The sequence below is a fragment of the Ensifer sp. LC11 genome (assembly GCF_001695835.1).
GTDB lineage: Bacteria > Pseudomonadota > Alphaproteobacteria > Rhizobiales > Rhizobiaceae > Ensifer.
Genome location: NZ_MBSO01000033.1, coordinates 13,184 through 28,102, shown reverse-complemented (window position 1 = coordinate 28,102; position 14,919 = coordinate 13,184). Strand labels below are relative to the sequence as shown.

Annotated in this window: 15 protein-coding genes and 1 pseudogene; 9 read left to right on the top strand and 7 right to left on the bottom strand. The window is 62.5% G+C overall.

All coding sequences use genetic code 11. The features are described from left to right. The first annotated feature begins 100 nt into the window (after positions 1 to 100). From BBX50_RS21225 to murI, 3 genes are all read left to right on the top strand, one after another. On the top strand, positions 101 to 2,077 hold the full coding sequence (locus BBX50_RS21225; RefSeq protein WP_065777313.1) for an FUSC family protein: 1,977 nt from the start codon (positions 101 to 103) through the stop codon (positions 2,075 to 2,077). 74 nt (positions 2,078 to 2,151) lie between these two features. Further along, positions 2,152 to 2,997: an RNA methyltransferase gene (locus tag BBX50_RS21220; protein WP_065777312.1), complete on the top strand. Its 846-nt coding sequence runs from the start codon at positions 2,152 to 2,154 to the stop codon at positions 2,995 to 2,997. After that, complete coding sequence (gene murI / locus BBX50_RS21215) at positions 2,984 to 3,829, top strand: glutamate racemase (RefSeq protein WP_065777311.1); 846 nt, start codon at positions 2,984 to 2,986, stop codon at positions 3,827 to 3,829. The genes BBX50_RS21220 and murI overlap by 14 nt, the downstream gene beginning before the upstream one ends. On the opposite strand, the gene BBX50_RS21210 is transcribed toward murI, so the two are convergent. Continuing rightward, a complete protein-coding gene (locus BBX50_RS21210) occupies positions 3,826 to 4,011 on the bottom strand; it encodes a hypothetical protein (RefSeq protein ID WP_065777310.1) in 186 nt (61 codons plus the stop codon). The two genes, murI and BBX50_RS21210, sit on opposite strands and share 4 nt — an antisense overlap. Before the next feature lie 329 nt (positions 4,012 to 4,340). On the opposite strand from BBX50_RS21210, the gene BBX50_RS21205 reads away from it, so the two are divergent. Beyond that, the gene (locus tag BBX50_RS21205) at positions 4,341 to 5,858 is read left to right on the top strand and encodes an ATP-binding protein (RefSeq protein WP_065777330.1); all 1,518 of its coding nucleotides are present in this window, start codon (positions 4,341 to 4,343) and stop codon (positions 5,856 to 5,858) included. Positions 5,859 to 5,936: 78 nt separating this feature from the next. Here BBX50_RS21205 and BBX50_RS21200 read toward each other — a convergent pair whose 3' ends face one another. Then, entirely contained in the window at positions 5,937 to 6,272 is a 336-nt protein-coding gene (locus tag BBX50_RS21200; protein WP_083213756.1) for a cupin domain-containing protein, read from the bottom strand. A gap of 111 nt (positions 6,273 to 6,383) precedes the next feature. Between BBX50_RS21200 and BBX50_RS21195 the strand changes: the two genes are divergently transcribed. The 5 genes from BBX50_RS21195 (at position 6,384) to BBX50_RS21175 (ending at position 10,669) form a co-directional block, all read left to right on the top strand. After that, positions 6,384 to 6,911: a MarR family transcriptional regulator gene (locus tag BBX50_RS21195; protein WP_065777308.1), complete on the top strand. Its 528-nt coding sequence runs from the start codon at positions 6,384 to 6,386 to the stop codon at positions 6,909 to 6,911. Between the two features lie 226 nt (positions 6,912 to 7,137). Next, the gene (rpsD, locus tag BBX50_RS21190; RefSeq protein ID WP_034794529.1) at positions 7,138 to 7,755 is read left to right on the top strand and encodes a 30S ribosomal protein S4; all 618 of its coding nucleotides are present in this window, start codon (positions 7,138 to 7,140) and stop codon (positions 7,753 to 7,755) included. A 150-nt stretch (positions 7,756 to 7,905) separates the two neighbouring features. Continuing rightward, positions 7,906 to 8,853, top strand: coding sequence for a glutaminase (locus tag BBX50_RS21185; protein ID WP_065777307.1), 948 nt, complete (start codon positions 7,906 to 7,908; stop codon positions 8,851 to 8,853). A gap of 110 nt (positions 8,854 to 8,963) precedes the next feature. Beyond that, positions 8,964 to 9,848, top strand: a complete 885-nt coding sequence (gene ttcA, locus BBX50_RS21180) for a tRNA 2-thiocytidine(32) synthetase TtcA (RefSeq protein WP_065777306.1) — start codon at positions 8,964 to 8,966, stop codon at positions 9,846 to 9,848. Next, the gene (locus BBX50_RS21175; RefSeq protein ID WP_065777305.1) at positions 9,845 to 10,669 is read left to right on the top strand and encodes an inositol monophosphatase; all 825 of its coding nucleotides are present in this window, start codon (positions 9,845 to 9,847) and stop codon (positions 10,667 to 10,669) included. Before ttcA ends, BBX50_RS21175 begins: the two co-directional genes overlap by 4 nt. A 76-nt stretch (positions 10,670 to 10,745) precedes the next feature. Here BBX50_RS21175 and BBX50_RS21170 read toward each other — a convergent pair whose 3' ends face one another. The 5 genes and pseudogenes from BBX50_RS21170 to BBX50_RS21145 form a co-directional block, all read right to left on the bottom strand. After that, positions 10,746 to 12,038 carry a multidrug effflux MFS transporter gene (locus tag BBX50_RS21170; RefSeq protein ID WP_065777304.1) on the bottom strand — a complete coding sequence of 431 codons (1,293 nt, stop codon included), beginning with the start codon at positions 12,036 to 12,038 and terminating at the stop codon, positions 10,746 to 10,748. Positions 12,039 to 12,093: 55 nt separating this feature from the next. Continuing rightward, a pseudogene (locus BBX50_RS21165) lies at positions 12,094 to 13,331 on the bottom strand (multidrug effflux MFS transporter). 477 nt (positions 13,332 to 13,808) lie between these two features. Beyond that, positions 13,809 to 14,147, bottom strand: coding sequence for a Grx4 family monothiol glutaredoxin (gene grxD / locus BBX50_RS21155; RefSeq protein ID WP_058328257.1), 339 nt, complete (start codon positions 14,145 to 14,147; stop codon positions 13,809 to 13,811). Positions 14,148 to 14,281: 134 nt separating this feature from the next. Beyond that, entirely contained in the window at positions 14,282 to 14,527 is a 246-nt protein-coding gene (locus BBX50_RS21150; RefSeq protein WP_065777302.1) for a hypothetical protein, read from the bottom strand. Positions 14,528 to 14,533: 6 nt separating this feature from the next. Continuing rightward, positions 14,534 to 14,767 carry a BolA family transcriptional regulator gene (locus BBX50_RS21145; protein WP_065777301.1) on the bottom strand — a complete coding sequence of 78 codons (234 nt, stop codon included), beginning with the start codon at positions 14,765 to 14,767 and terminating at the stop codon, positions 14,534 to 14,536. Between the last annotated feature and the right edge of the window lie 152 nt (positions 14,768 to 14,919).

The following is a 14,919-nucleotide window of genomic DNA, read 5'->3' as shown; positions in this document are numbered from 1 at the left end:
ACGCTGCCGGCCTTGCAAAGGTGGCATCTGCCGCTATGCAGGGAACGACCGGCGAGGCGGCGCGCTGTTGCAGGCGACCGCAGACAGGCAAAGGCATCCGATGACACTTCGTTCCCGTATGCGTGATTGGCTCCTTGCCAACGATCCGGCCTTCTCCCGGCTGCGCCAGGCGTCCCGCATCACCGCCACGATCGTCGTTTCCGTTCTGATCCTGATGGCCGTCCATTATCTGATCGTGCCGTTGCCGCCGGCGGCCTACGGTCTTGCCGCCTCGCTGTCCGTCGAAGGCGGGTTGGCGGTGCGCGACCGCACCGTTGCCGGGCAACGCCTTACCCGCATCATTGCCGTTGTTGTTGGCGTCTCGATGGTCGCGCTTGCTTCGCTCCTCGAGAATCACCGTTATCTCTCCGACGTCGTGTTTCTGCTGATCATCTTTCTCGCGGTCTACAGCCGATCCTTCGGCCCACGCGGCTTTGCCGTCGGCATGTTCGCCTTCATGTCCTACTTCACCGGCGCCTATCTTCGCCCGACGGCCGATCAGTTGCCGGCGCTGTTCTTCGGAGCGGCCGTGTCCGCGACGGTCGCGCATCTTGTTCGCACGCGGCTGCTGCCGGATGACCGTTATCGCGACCTGCTGCGCGCCGCGGCCAGCGTCCAGCGGCGCGTCGACCAGATGCTGCTGCAGCTCTTGGACATTGCCCGCAAGCCGGTTCTCTCGGATGCCGACCGTCGCCGTCTGCATGCGGCCGAAGAGCGGCTGAAGGAAGCGGTGCTGATGGCGGAGAGCTTCATCCCGACGGAAAACCGGCGGCCGGAACCGGAGCCAGGCATCGCTTCCGCCGATCTCGTCGTCAACCTTTTCGACCTTCATCTGGCGGCCGAGAGCGTGATCGTGCTCAGTTTTCAGGCCATGCCACCGCCGGCGCTGGTGGAGGCGCTGATCGCGCGCGATGGCGAGAGGATCGACGAGGAGACCGCGCGACTGAGTGATGCGAGCGCTCGCCGCGAAGAGACAGTGAAGGCGCTGCTTTGGCTTCGCAACGTGCGCCAGAGGCTCGCGCGGAGCCTCGCGAAGCTGTCGCCCGCGGACCTCGAAGAACCGGCAGCGGCAACAGGCAGCGTCGCTACCCGCTGGAAGCCGTCGCTCGACGATCCGGCGCTGAAGACGGCGATCCAGATCACGCTTGCCTCCGGCATCGCCATGATCTTCGGTCTGATGCTGTCGCGCGAGCGCTGGTTCTGGGCCGTGTTGGCGGCCTTTCTCGTCTTTACCAATACCCGCTCGCGCGGCGACACGGCGGTCAAGGCGCTGCAGCGTTCGGCTGGTACATTGTTCGGCATCGTGGTGGGCATCGTCGCCGGCACGCTTGTCGGCGGAAACATTTATCTGGTGCTGCCGCTCTGCGCCCTCTGCGTCTTTCTCGCCTTCTATTTCCTCGCCGTCTCCTATGCGACGATGACCTTCTTCGTTTCGATCGTGCTGTCGCTGCTCTACGGCCTGATGGGTGTGCTAACGCCGCAGCTGTTGCAGCTACGGCTGGAGGAAACGTTGATAGGCTCGCTTGCAGGGGCGGCCGTCGCCTTCTTCGTTTTTCCGACGCGCACCCGCACGACGCTTGGTGCCGCTGTGGTGACGTGGTGCGACGAACTGACGGGGCTGCTGCAGGCGGCAAGGGACGGGGCCTCGGGTCTGGCTCTCGTTGCCCGCTCTCAAGCGCTCGACCGGGCCTATCGTGATCTGGCGGCGGCGGCAAAACCGCTCGGACTGCCCTGGCAACTGGTCACGCGCCCCGGCCATGTCCGCCAGACGCTCGCCATCTTTCTCGCCTGCACCTATTGGGCGCGGGTCTTCGCGCGGCGTGTCGGCACGGATGCGACAACCGAAGGTTCCGATTTCACCGCCGATCTTGACGAGAACATCGCGCGCGTTCGATCGGTCCGCGGGAAGGCTTCGACCTATTTCTATCAAGTCGGCCGGATCGGTGCGCCTGTTGACCGGCACCTGCCGATTTCCAGAGACGATGCCGAGCTTGGCCTGGAGATGATCGGCGTATCGCTCAACCGTCTTCACCTGTAGAACCGGGAGCCGGTCTTTAATTTCGCCGGCATTTGTGCAAGGGAAGCGCCGAACGAAAGGCGAAGGCTACGGAAATGGCAGGTACGAACAGCGAGCGCGAACTTCTGGCGGAAGGGCCGGCGATCATTCTCGCCTATCCCCAACTCGGCGAAAACATCGGCATGGTGGCTCGGGCCATGGCGAATTTCGGCCTGGCGGAGCTCCGGCTCGTCAATCCGCGCGACGGTTGGCCGAGCGAAAAGGCACGCTCCGCGGCCAGCCGCGCCGACCACGTGATCGACGCTGCCAAGCTCTATGGTTCGGTCGAAGAGGCGATCGCCGACCTCAATTTCGTCTATGCGACGACGGCGCGCGACCGTGATGGCTACAAGCCGGTGCGCTCGCCGATCGTAGCCGCGCGCACGCTGCGCCAGCGCTTTCAGACTGGCGAGAAGACCGGAATCCTGTTCGGGCGCGAGCGCACCGGGCTCACCAACGAAGAGGTGGCGCTTGCCGACGAGATTGTGACCTTTCCGGTCAATCCGGCCTTCGCCTCGCTCAATCTGGCGCAGGCCGTGCTTCTGATGTCCTACGAGTGGCTGAAAACCGGCATGGAATCGGAGGACCAGACCTCGTTCCAGGCGATCGAGCAACGGCCCGCCACCAAGGAACATCTGCAGGGGCTGTTCGAGCATGTCGAGGAAGCACTCGACGCGCGCAACTACTTCCGCTCCGCCGACAAAAAGCCGAAATTGGTCGAGAACCTGCGGGCCGTTCTGACCAGACCATCCTTTACCGAATCGGAAATCCAGGTGCTGCGCGGCGTCATTTCTTCGCTCGACCGGTTCACGCGGGAAAACCCGCGCGGTTCCGGCGCTCCGGGTGATCACAGCAGGGGCGAGCACAGCAGGAAAGTGCGAGACAAAGGTGACAGCGAGTGAACTGAAACCCATCCTCGTCTTTGACAGCGGCATCGGCGGCTTGACCGTGCTGCGCGAGGCGAGGGTGCTGATGCCCGAGCGGCATTTCATCTACATCGCCGACGACGCCGGCTTTCCCTATGGCGGCTGGGAAGAGGCGGCGCTGAAGGAGAGGGTGGTCGCACTCTTCGGCCGGCTGCTTGCCGAACACGATCCGGAACTCTGCGTGATCGCCTGCAACACGGCGTTCACGCTTGTTGGCGCCGATCTGCGCGCAGCCTATCCGCACATGACCTTCGTCGGCACGGTTCCGGCAATCAAGCCGGCGGCGGAACGCACCCGCTCAGGCCTCGTTTCGGTGCTGGCGACGCCGGGTACCGTCAAGCGCGCCTATACCCGCGATCTCATCCAGTCCTTCGCCAGCCAGTGTCACGTGCGGCTCGTCGGCTCCGAGAACCTCGCCAAGATGGCCGAGGCCTATATCCGCGGCGAGAAGCTGGACGACGAGGCCGTGCTTGCCGAGATCGCCCCGTGTTTCGTCGAGATGGACGGCCGCAAGACCGACATCGTCGTGCTCGCCTGCACGCATTATCCCTTTGTCGCCAACATCTTCCGCAGGCTTGCGCCCTGGCCGGTCGACTGGCTGGACCCGGCCGAAGCGATTGCCCGACGTGCGCGCTCGCTGGTACCGCAGCCGAACGGTTTCGAGCCGCTGAACGGTCAGGACCCGGCCATCTTCACCTCGGGCAAACCGGATTTTGCGACGCGCCGGCTGATGCAGGGTTTCGGCCTGACGGTGATGCCGAACGCGAGCGTCGAAGCGCAGGCGGGGCAGGCCGAGCCGGTCGGCTAGAAGAGGATCGCCAGCAGGATCGCGATCAAGGACACCAAGCCGCATAAAAGCAGGAAGTTCTTGTGGCGGACGGAGGCGGCTTGCGCCTTTGACAGGACGGGTTGGCCGCCCTCATAGGCATCGCGCATGCGCTGATCGAGGTTGTTCATCTGCAGTTGCTGTTCCGATTCGCTCCGACGCATCGTTCCCCCTGATCCTTGTTGCGTTCCAAGCATATGGGCTCGCGCTGTCGCTGATGAAAGGGCGCTGACGATGTCGACGCAACTTTGTCTTGCAGTCGGTAAGCGGCGGCCGTGTGGCGCGAAGCGCGTATTCCCTGTGGGTTTTCTGTGTCGACGGCACGATTTCCGGGAAAACCGTGCTAGGTGTCGCTCCATTGGCGGTCTCCGCATGATCGCGAATCATCTAAAGCATTGCAGCAGAAGTGCGCAGGCGTTTGCGCCCGGAATTGCATGAAACCAACACATTGAGCGGTTCGACAAGCGGAACGCTCTCGCACGAAGAGGTGGACATGAAGGTCGGCATCGATATGGGAACGACGTCCGAAGGGACCTCGGCCTCGCTCGATATCGAAGAGCTTCTGGCCACCCGTCTCCTGGTTCAGGGCAATTCCGGTTCGGGCAAGTCGCATCTTTTGCGCCGGCTGCTGGAGCAATCGGCACCCTGGGTGCAGCAATGCATCATCGATCCCGAAGGCGATTTCGTTACGCTTGCCGACAAGTTCGGACATGTCGTCGTCGAAGGCGAGCGCACCGATGCGGAATTGATCGGCATCGCCAACCGCATCCGCCAGCACCGCGTCTCCTGCGTGCTCTCGCTCGAAGGGCTCGATATCGAGCAGCAGATGCGCAATGCCGGCGTGTTCCTGAACGCCATGTTCGATGCTGACCGCGAATACTGGTATCCGGTGCTGGTGGTGGTCGACGAGGCGCAGATGTTTGCACCGTCGGTCGCAGGCGACGTCACTGAAGAGGTGCGCAAGATTTCGCTCGGCGCCATGACCAACCTCATGTGTCGCGGCCGTAAGCGTGGGCTTGCCGGTGTCATTGCCACACAGCGTCTGGCAAAGCTCGCCAAGAACGTTGCGGCCGAAGCCTCCAACTTCCTGATGGGCCGCACCTTCCTCGACATCGACATGCTGCGTGCGGCCGATCTGCTCGGCATGGACCGGCGCACGGCGGAAATGTTCCGCGACCTGAAGCGCGGTTCGTTCGTCGCACTAGGCCCAGCCCTTTCGCGGCGGCCGCTCAGGGTGACGATCGGTACTGTCGAGACTTCGGCCCGTTCGACCAGCCCGAAGCTGATGCCGCTGCCGGAGGCTCCACAGGATGTCGAGGACCTGATCTTCACGCCGGATCCGGATGAGCTGACGCGGCCGATCATGCGGCGCGCCGCGCCGCCGCCGCGTCCGGCGACGGACATCCTTGCGGAACTGTCGCGGCCTCGACCCGAGCCTGTTGCCCCGGTCGAGATGCGCCCTGCGCAACCGGAACTGACGCCAGAGGAGCGGGAAGGGCTGCTTGACAGCGTGTTCCTGGAAATCCTCGCCAATCCCGAAGCGGCCTTCCGGCCTGATGCGGAACTGTTCCAGGACTTCCTCGTGCGTTGCCGCATTCGCCGCCTGCCGTCCGGGACGGCGCTGTCTCTCAGTGCCTTCCGCCGCAAGATGGCGGTCGCGCGCTCCGGGGTCGATGCGGAAACGGCGGCGAGCGAGACCTGGGCTCAAGCGCTGCTGCTTGCCGATCGCGTCACCGAAGACCTGCAGGCGGTGTTCCTGATGATGGCGCAGGCGGCCGTGCGGCGTCTGCCATGCCCCTCCGATGCAATGATCGCGCGCGCTTACGGAACCCATTCGGCCCGCCGCGCGCGTCGCCTGCTCGGCTACTTCGAAGAGCATGGGCTGATCGTCGTCCATGCCGATTTCTCGGGCAAGCGCATCGTCGCCTTTCCGGATCTCGGCTGCGAGACCGCCCCTGGCGACGCGAACGGACCGGATACGGTGGATCCGGCGGCCGCAGCGGCGGAGTGAGCCCGGCTTCCAATCGAGGCTTCTTTTCTTGTCAAACAGTCGCGTGAGAGCGGGCGAGGGCGCCCGTCGTGGCCTGTTTCAGACCCATTCTTGAATGACCCGGTCGGACGCATGGATGCAGGTCATTTCCAGCCGGGTGTTGCCGCTGTTGACGAAACGGTGTGGCGTGCCGGGATCAACGACGATGATGTCGCCGGCCTTGCCGATGAGCGTTTGCTCGCCGACCGTGAACTCCGCCTCGCCGGAATGGATGAGCCAGGTCTCGGGATAGGGATGGACATGCAGTGCCGGCCCCTGTCCAGGCGCGGCATCCATGAGGAAAAGCGAAATCGGTGTGCCGTATTGCCCTCCTTCGAACAGGATCGTCCGGTTGGGGCTCTGCTTCTGCTCTGCACGCGGAATGACATGAAACATGCTGGCCTCCATCGGGTTGGCTTGTCAGGTCGAATGAACTATCTTCACGAGAAGATATTATTCGAAACTATCTTCTCGTCAAGATATATTGCCAGGAACCCGGAGTGTTAGATGCGAAATGACAATGAGAAGAGGGACCACGTCGACCGGTTGCGGGCACAATGGGACCGTGAATTGCCGGATCTCGATACGGAGCCAATGACGATCCTCGGGCGCGCCTACCGGCTTTCAAACCTGGTGCGGCCCTCGATCGAGGAAACCTTCGCCGCATTCGGTCTCGATCGCGGCGAATTCGACGTCATCTCGACGCTCCGGCGGTCCGGCCCACCGTACCGGCTGACGCCGACCGATCTCTATACGTTGCTGATGATCTCGTCCGGCGGTCTCACCCATCGGCTTGATCGGCTGCAGAAGGCCGGACTGATCGTGCGCGAGCGTTCGCCATCGGACGGCCGCAGCAGCGTGGTCGGGTTGACGCAGAAGGGAGTAGCGCTTGCCGAAACGGCGTTTCGTGCTGACATGGCGAGCGAGGCGCGCTATCTGGAGGGTCTTGGCCGAGAGGAGCGCGTCGCGCTGGCAGCGCTCTTGAAGAAGCTGCTCGTTTCCCTGGAAAGCCAACCAGTTGGCGACCCCGCCTGAAATGGTGCCCAAAGCGGCGATTTCGTTTGACAATGCCGGCCGGAAGCACTAAAGCCGCCCCAACGCCGGGCAGAAATGTCCGGTGTTTCATTTGACATGTCCCGTGGCTTCTCCGTCAGCTTGATCGTGAGAAACCTGTCAGAACCCGAAAATGGGTTCAGAGGAGGGCGTGTTTCCTTGATCCGGTTTGGTAACAGGCCGGTGTAACCGTTTGAAAGGAAATGCGATGAGCAAGCGCGAATCGTCCAAGTACAAAATTGACCGCCGTATGGGCGAAAACATCTGGGGCCGTCCGAAGTCCCCGGTGAACCGCCGCGAATACGGCCCGGGCCAGCACGGCCAGCGCCGCAAGTCCAAGCTCTCGGACTTCGGTGTACAGCTGCGCGCCAAGCAGAAGCTCAAGGGCTACTACGGCGACATCCGCGAGAAGCAGTTCCGCGCGATCTTCGCTGAAGCTGACCGCCGCAAGGGCGACACCCCGGAAAACCTGATCGGTCTGCTCGAGTCGCGTCTGGACGCGATCGTCTACCGCGCAAAGTTCGTTCCGACCGTTTTCGCTGCACGCCAGTTCGTCAACCATGGCCACGTCAAGGTTAACGGCGTTCGCGTCAACATCGGCTCCTACCGTTGCAAGCCGGGCGACGTCATCGAAGTCAAGGAAAAGTCCAAGCAGCTCGTAACCGTTCTCGAATCGGTTTCGCTCGCTGAGCGCGACGTTCCGGATTACATCGAAGCCGATCACAACAAGATGGTCGCGACCTTCGTCCGCGTTCCGGTTCTCTCCGACGTTCCTTACGCCGTCGTCATGGAACCGCACCTCGTCGTCGAATTCTATTCGCGTTAATCCGGGGCTCACGCCTTATGATGTTTCGAAAACCGCCCGGAAACGGGCGGTTTTTTTGTCGGTAGCCTCTGCCTGCCGATCAGACGACCGCACTCCGATCATGGCGATTTCATCCCTTCGTTCCGAAGGCGGTGAGTGAGAGGGAAGCCGATGCCCGAGCAGAACGTGCCGCAGGACCTGCAGACGATCATCGACGACATCCACCGGGAGCTGAGCCCAAGGTTCGGCCAGGGCAAGGTCGCCGATTACATCCCGCAGCTGGCGCGCGTCGATGCCAAGCATTTCGGCATGGCGATCGTCACCACCGATGGCAAGATCTACCGCGTCGGTGATGCGGAAGTGCCGTTTTCGATCCAGAGCGTTTCCAAGGTCTTCACGCTGACGCTGGCGCTTGGCAAGCACGGCGAAAACATCTGGCATCGCGTCGGCCGCGAACCGTCGGGTTCGGCGTTCAACTCGATCGTCCAGCTCGAGCATGAGGGCGGCAAGCCGCGCAATCCCTTCATCAATGCCGGCGCCATCACCATCAGCGACCTGATCCTCGCCGGCCATACGCCGCGCGAACTGATCGGCGAGATCGTGCAGTTCGTCCGCTATCTCGCCGACGACGATCAGATCGTCATCGACCACGAGGTGGCACGCTCCGAGACGGCCACCGGCTACCGCAACTTCGCGCTCGCCAATTTCATGCGCTCCTTCGGCAAGCTCGATCATCCGGTGGAACATGTACTCGGCGTCTACTTCCACCATTGCGCGCTGTCGATGACCTGCAGCCAGCTGGCAAAGGCCGGGCTGTTCCTGGCAGCCGGCGGCACCAATCCGCTGACCGGCCATAACGTCGTCTCGCGCCAGCGCGCGCGACGCATCAATGCGCTGATGCTGACCTGCGGCCACTACGATGGCTCGGGCGACTTTGCCTACCGCGTTGGTCTGCCCGGCAAGAGCGGCGTCGGCGGCGGCATTATGGCGGTCGCACCGGGCAAGGCCTCGGTTGCCGTCTGGTCGCCGGGCCTCAACGAAAACGGCAACTCGCTGCTCGGCTCGCTGGCGCTCGAAATGCTTGCGGCGCGCACCAGCTGGTCGGTGTTCGGCCCGTAAAGCACTGGCCCTCGGCCGATTTTCCTTGATCTTGACAGCCGGAGCGGGCAAGTGCAGGCCAAGATTTGCCGGGTACCGATTGTACCCGCCTGCCGCACAGGATCCCCGCCATGGACCTTTCGCTCAACGCGTCGCAAGACCAGGCCGATACCGTTTTTGATGAGACCGAGATCGACGCTGGCGCCCATCCGCTTTTCAGCCGCATGCCGTCGTCCGTCTCGTTCAACAAGCTGCGCAAGCGCCTGCTGCGCCAGACGCGGCAGGCACTTGACGATTTCGGCATGATGAAGGGCGCAAAGCGCTGGCTCATCGGTCTTTCCGGCGGCAAAGACAGCTACAGCCTGCTGGCGCTCCTGATGGACCTCAAATGGCGTGGGCTGCTCCCGGTGGAGCTGATCGCCTGTAATCTCGACCAGGGCCAGCCGAACTTTCCAAAGCATATCCTGCCGGAGTATCTGCAATCGATCGGCGTCAAGCACCGTATCGAGTATCGCGACACCTATTCGATCGTGAAGGAGAAGGTGCCGACGGGGGCGACCTACTGCTCGCTCTGTTCGCGGCTCAGGCGCGGCAACCTCTATCGCATCGCCCGCGAAGAGGGCTGCGACGCGCTGGTACTCGGCCATCACCGCGAGGACATTCTCGAAACCTTCTTCATGAACTTCTTCCATGGCGGCCGGCTCGCCTCGATGCCGGCGAAGTTGCTGAACGACGAGGGTGATCTGATGCTGCTTCGCCCGCTCGCCTATGCGGCCGAGGACGATCTTGCCAAGTTCGCTGCGGCCATGGAGTTTCCGATCATCCCCTGCGACCTCTGCGGTTCGCAGGACGGCCTCGAGCGCAATGCGATGAAGGCGATGCTTGCCGATATCGAGCGGCGCATGCCCGGCCGCAAGGACACGATGCTGCGCGCGCTCGGCCACGTGAACCCCTCACACCTGCTCGATCCCAAGCTGTTCGATTTCCAGTCCCTCGCTCCGGAGCCCAAAGAATGAGCCATTCCGTCGACATTGCCGGCCTTGCCAACCTCCTGCAGGAGGCCGCGGTCAAAGAAATACTGCCGCGCTTCCGCAATCTCGATGCCGGTGATGTCAGGATGAAGTCGGAAGCGATCGATCTCGTGACCGAGGGAGACGAGGCAGCCGAACGGCTGATCAAGGCGCGTATCCAAGAGGTCGCGCCGGGCGCGCTTTTTGTCGGCGAGGAATCGGTCGCAGCCGACCCTGCGCTGCTCGACAAGCTCGCCGATGCCGATCTCGCCGTCGTCGTCGATCCGATCGACGGCACCTTCAACTTCGCCGCCGGCATGCCGCTCTTCGGCGTCATGGCAAGCGTCGTTGCAAAGGGCGAGACGGTCGCCGGCATCATCTACGATCCGCTCGGCAATGACTGGGTGATCGCGGAAAAGGGTTCGGGCGCCTGGATGTGCCGCCCTGATGGATCGCAGGAGCGCCTGTCCGTTACCGCGGGTGTGCCGCTCGAGGCCATGGTCGGCGGGGCTTCGACCGGCTTCTACAAGCAGGAAGCGCGGCGCGAAGTCATGGCCAACATGGCCAAGGTCCGCATGGCCACCAGCTACCGTTGCGCCGCGCACGAGTATCGCATCTTTGCCGCCGGCCATATCCACTTCCTCATGTACCAGAAGCTCATGCCCTGGGACCACCTGGCCGGCACGCTGATTTCGCAAGAAGCCGGTGCCTATGCCGCGCGCTTCGACGGCTCGCCCTATCTGCCCTCTCACCTCAATGGCGGCCTGCTGCTTGCCACCGACAAGGACAGCTGGGAGACGCTGCGCCGCGAGGTCTTCACAGTCTGAGCCGTCTCCCTCCGCCAAAAGAAAAAGCCCGCCCGGAGCGCTCCGGGCGGGCTTTTTCATGCCATGCTGACGCCGGTTACATGTGGCCGCCACCGTGATCCATGGTGACGTCCTTGTCGCCGGGATGGGTGAAAAGCTTGCCCTTCTCGGCCCAGAGCGTCGCCAGAATCGTCACGCCCCCGAAGAGGGCAAAGCCGCCGAAGAGTGGTTGCAGCGTGCCGTTGAACAGCTGGCCAACGGCGCCGCCGATCAAGGCGCCGCCTGTGGTGGAGACGAAACCGGTGATCGCCGTCGCGGTACCGGCCAGGTGTCCCATCGGCTCGAGGCTGATCGCCGTGAAGTTGGTCGCGATGACAGCGAAGAACATCAGGAGCACCGAGAACATCAGATAGCTGACGACGAAGGCGGGCGTGCCCGAAAGCGACATCACGAAGCCGACAATCGAGATCAGGGTGAAGGCGATCATCGACGCATGCGAGATGCGGCGCATGCCGAAGCTGCGGACGAAGTAGCCGTTGGCGAAGTTCGCAACCGCGATCCCGCCCGCCGTGCCGGCGAACGCGATCGGCAACCAGTCGCCGAGGCCGTAGACCTCGCCGAAGATCTGCTGAACCGTGACGATGTATGCGCAGATGACAGCGGTAAAGAGCGTCATGCCGATCATGTAGCCGCAGGTGATGCGGTTGGTCAGAACGGTCTTGAAGCCGGAAGCGACTGCGCCGACGGAGAGCGGCATGCGCTCTTCGCGGGGCAGGGACTCCTTCATGCGGGAAAACGCCCAGATGAACAGGATCGCGCCGATGATGCCGATCAGGATGAAGATCCAGTGCCAGTTGGCATAGAGGATCACCAGCTGCCCGATCGAGGGCGCGACGATCGGCACGATCATGAAGACAATCATGACATAGGACATGACCCGCGCCATCTCGCGGCCGCCGAAGCAGTCGCGCACGATCGCCATGGTGGTGATGCGGATTGCGGCCGCACCGATGCCTTGGACGAAGCGCAGGATGAGCAGGGTCTCGAAGCTCTCGGTAAGAGCAGCCGCAAACATCGACACGGTGAAGAAGGCGAGGCCGCCGAGCAGCACGCGGCGTCGGCCGAACGCATCGGAAAGGCTGCCAAAGAAGATCTGCGAGATGCCGAATCCGAGGAAGAAGACGCCGATCACCAGCTGACTATCATTGGTGTTGGCGACGTTCAGCGACTGGCCGATGGCCGGCAGCGCCGGCAGCATGCTGTCGATGGCGATGGCGACACTCGCCGTCATGACGGCGATGGTGATGATGAATTCGACGATGCCCATGTTGAGGCGCTCCGCCCCGGAAACCCCGTCGATATGTTCGGATTGATTGGTGATGGTGGACATTGGGATAACCCGTAAATTTACTCTTTGAAAAGACTGGCCGGCCGGCTCCAAAGGTTCAGCCGGCCGGCTGATGGTGCGGTTTGAAAAGCCTGCCGCGTTCGGCGATGAGCACGAAGACGAGGCCAATGGCGGCAACGGTGAAGTAACCGGTCGCAAGGGGCGTGGCCGTGCCGTCGAACGACTGGCCGATGAAGGCGCCGATCACACTTCCGCCGATGGTCTGCATAAAGCCGAGGACCGAGGACGCTGTGCCGGCGACATGGCCGAGCGGCTCCATGGCCATGGCATTGAAGTTGGGAGCGATCAGCCCGAACTGGAACATCGTGGCGCAATAGAGGACCACAAAGACCGGGAAGGGCAGCGGCGCATAGAGCGAAGCGGACATCCAGATGAAGCTCGCCAGCGTGAAGCCGACGAGTGCCGCATGCGACAGCGGCCGCGTGCCGAAGCGGCGGACGAGGCGGGAGTTGGTGAAGGAAGCGACCGCCATCATACTGGCGAACGCCGCGAACACAAGCGGAAACCACACGCCGAGGTCGTAGACGCCGACGAGCACCTGCTGCGCCGAGTTGATGAAGCCGAAGAGCGCGCCGAGGATGACGGAGGTCGCAAGGGTATAGAGCAGCGACAGCCGGTTCGTCAGCACGATGCGGAACCCGTTGAGGTCACCGCCGGCGTGAAGGCGCGGCGATGGGCCGGATCAAGCGTTTCGCCAAGCTTCGATAGGACGATCGCGATGTTCATCACGGCATAAAGCGCGACGACGACGAAGATCATGTGCCATTCGGCAAGGCTGATGATGAGCTGGCCAATCGAGGGCGCCACGACCGGCACGATCATGAACACCATCATGACAAGCGACATGACTTCAGCCATCTGGCGGCCGCCATAGACATCGCGCACGATCGAGATGGTGATGACGCGCGTGGCAGCCGCTCCCGCGCCCTGTATGAAACGCAATGCCAGCATGAGGCCGAAGCTCGGTACGACGGCAATCGCGAGCGCGCAGACCGCATAGAGGGCAAGGCCGCCGACCAGCGGCGCCTTGCGCCCGAAGCGGTCCGAAAGCGGACCAAAGAACAGTTGCGCCACACCCATGCCGAGCAGATAGGCGGTGATGATATACTGCCGCTCGTTCTCGTCAGTCACGCCGAGGCTCGCGCCGATTTCCTGCAGGCCGGGCAGCATGATGTCGATCGAGATCGCATTGGTTGCCATCAGCATGGCCATCATTGCGATGAACTGGAATTTCGTCACGCCGGGCAGGGCGTCGTCGTTGGTCATGCTTGTCATTTTCAAAAGTCCTAGCGGCGCGGTGGGCGCAAGCAAAACAGGTTTGGGTCCGGACGGTTCCGGAAAAGAAGGATGTCGGCTGGCGTGATGCCGGTCGGCACAGGAATTTCGGGCGGGAGCGGCAGGCAGCCGCACCGCATGGACCGGGCCTGCAGGAAGCGAAGGAAGCGTCGATCGGCGGCGACCGGGAGTTTCCGTGCCGGAAGGGCCGAGGCGGGGAACCTCTGTTGGCTGCTTATGCCGAACGATCGCGACTGCTTCATGACAGGCCGGGAATTCGGCCCCAAGCTCCGCTTCCGAACGCCAATTTGCGTTTCAGGAAGGAAGTACGCTTTCAGAACATTCGAACGGTCCTTGCGCGAATTGAACGTGCAAAGCCCTTGGAAAGACAACGAAAATCGAGATCCGGACAGATATCCGAATCAAAAAAGGCGGTTGCCCGCCTTCTCCAATGGATCGGGACAAGGCGTCCTTAGATCAGGCGGCAGCGCCCTTGACGGCGATGCCCTGCGCTTCCAGATGCGACTGCAACTCGCCCGCCTGGAACATCTCGCGCACGATGTCGCAACCGCCGACGAATTCACCCTTGACGTAGAGCTGCGGAATCGTCGGCCAGTTGGAATAGTCCTTGATGCCCTGGCGCAGGTCTGCGTCGGCGAGCACGTTGACGCCCTTGTAGTCGACGCCGATGTAGTCGAGAATCTGGACCACCTGACCGGAGAAGCCACACTGCGGGAACTGCGGTGTACCCTTCATGAAGAGCACCACATCGTTCGTCTTGACTTCGTTGTCGATGAATTCGTGAATTCCGCTCATCTTGTCTTCCTTCCTGCGCCGGCTTCAAGGGCCGGAAATCGATTGGGTCTTAGATAGCATGCATGTTGGTGATTTTCACCACCGAATCGCAACAAATATTGATGGGCCTCAAGATGTGGTTTTATTACCACTGCCTAAGCCGTGCGCCGGCGGGTCTTGCTGCGCGCGGCCGAAGTCTTCCGCCGGCTCACCTGTTTCTTCGCCGGTTTGCGGATCGCCGCCTCAAGGATATCGGCAAGAATTCCGCCGCCGGACGAGGCTGTCCGCGTCCGGCGCTTCGTCCGCTTGGTCGAGGTGCGCTTGACGCCGGTCTTCTTGAGGATTTCCTTCAGCGCACTGTCGACAACGCCGCTAACGAGTTCCTTGATCAGGTCGGCCATTCAGGCTTACTCCGGCACGCTCGTCTGCAGGGCAAGGGCATGCAGAACGCCCCCCATGTTGCCCTTAAGCGCATTGTAGACCATCTGGTGCTGCTGCACGCGGGTCTTGCCGCGAAACGCCTCGGCCACGACTTCGGCGGCATAGTGGTCGCCGTCACCGGCCAGATCGCGGATCGTGACCTTGGCACCGGGAATCCCCGCCTTGATCATGTCTTCGATGTCGCCTGGTGTCATGGGCATGATACGCCAACTCCCTTTTTATTCTGCAACGTCAGCAGCCTGCCGACGCCGTCCATGAGATTAGGGAACCACGATTCAGGGGCGGAACGCAATTGCTGAATTGGGTGAGGGAAGAGAGCGGTCGACGGCTAAAGCATCTAATGATGGCGCGT